The following is a 1,432-nucleotide window of genomic DNA, read 5'->3' as shown; positions in this document are numbered from 1 at the left end:
TAGGGAATGGTATCGGGAGTGAAATAGGTAGATATAGATGGCTAATGTGATCAAGTGGGCAAATGCTCTATCAACCCGTGCATCATTAGAAGCGGCAGTGGCCGAAGTGGCAGACTGCCTTGAGAAGTCTTTGCCTTCAAAAGCAGATTTGGGTCTGGTGTTCATCTCATCTGCCTATGCCAGTGAGTATCCTCGCCTCATCCCCCTGCTCCAAGAACGATTGTCTTTACCCGTGCTGATTGGTTGTGGTGGAAGTGGCATCATTGGGATGAACACCAATGGGTTAGCTGTGGAAGTTGAGGGAGGACCAGCCCTAAGCCTCAGCCTAGCCTGTTTGCCTGATGTTAGTGTCAAGAGCTTTCATATCCCTGGAGACGCCTTGCCAGATTTGGATAGTCCTCCTGATGCTTGGGTGGACTTGATTGGAATTTCCCCCCAAGAGCAACCCCAGTTTATTTTATTCTCTGACACCTTGTCCTCTAAAATTAACGATTTGCTCCAAGGGTTGGATTATGCTTATCCAGGGTCAGTCAAGGTAGGAGGACAGGCTAGTGGTAGCTCTATGATGGTTAAGAATGGCTTGTTTTGCCTGAAAGACCAGACCCAAGTGGCAAAGTCTCTTTACCATGAAGGAACTGTGGGGGTTGCTCTAAGCGGCAATATTCTATTAGAAACCATTGTTGCTCAAGGCTGTCGTCCTATCGGTGAAACCTATCAGGTGACTAAAGCAGACCAGAATATCCTGCTGGAATTGACAGCCCTTGAGCCAGGCAAGATCACCACCGCTGAGCCAGCATCCCATCCCCCATTAATGGTGTTGCGCGAGTTAATCCAAAGTATGGATGAGGCAGACCGTAAGCTGGCACAACATTCACTCTTTGTGGGAGTTGCCCGAGATGAGTTTAAACAACAGTTGGATCCCGGAGACTTTCTGATCCGCAATCTGTTAGGTGTAGATCCGAGGATTGGTGCGATCGCTATTGCTGATCGGATTCGACCCGGTCAACGTATTCAGTTCCACCTCAGAGATGCTCAAACTTCAGAGGAAGACTTGGCACTTCTTCTTGAGGACTATCAAAAGCAAACTAACACCACTCAAGCTGCTGGTGCTTTGATGTTTTCCTGTCTGGGGCGAGGAGAAGGGCTTTACGGTAAACCTAATTTTGATTCCCAAATGTTCCACCGTTACATCAAGGATATTCAGCTAGCGGGCTTCTTCTGTAACGGGGAAATTGGACCAGTAGGCAGTAGTACGTTTTTGCACGGCTTCACCTCAGTTTTTGGGATTTTCCGTGCTAAACAGTAACAATACAGAATTAAGGATGAAGAATTAAGAATTAAGAATTAAGAATGAAAAATCAACTAATTCTAAATTCTAAATTCTAAATTCTGGGGAATCAGTAACTACCTGAGTACTGACATAGCTTTAACA

General features: G+C 46.1%; 1 protein-coding gene. It reads left to right on the top strand.

Annotation, left to right across the window (positions count from 1 at the left end):
* Positions 1-37 precede the first annotated feature (37 nt).
* On the top strand, positions 38-1,306 hold the full coding sequence (locus F6K49_RS48875) for an FIST N-terminal domain-containing protein (protein WP_293109949.1): 1,269 nt from the start codon (positions 38-40) through the stop codon (positions 1,304-1,306).
* Positions 1,307-1,432: the final 126 nt, after the last annotated feature.

The sequence above is a fragment of the Moorena sp. SIO3I6 genome (genome assembly GCF_010672095.1).
This window is presented reverse-complemented; position numbering and strand designations above follow the sequence as displayed.

Excerpts from the sequence above, each read along its gene's own strand:
- F6K49_RS48875 (WP_293109949.1), top strand. The coding sequence starts at position 38 with ATGGCTAATGTGATCAAGTGGGCAAATGCTCTATCAACCCGTGCATCA.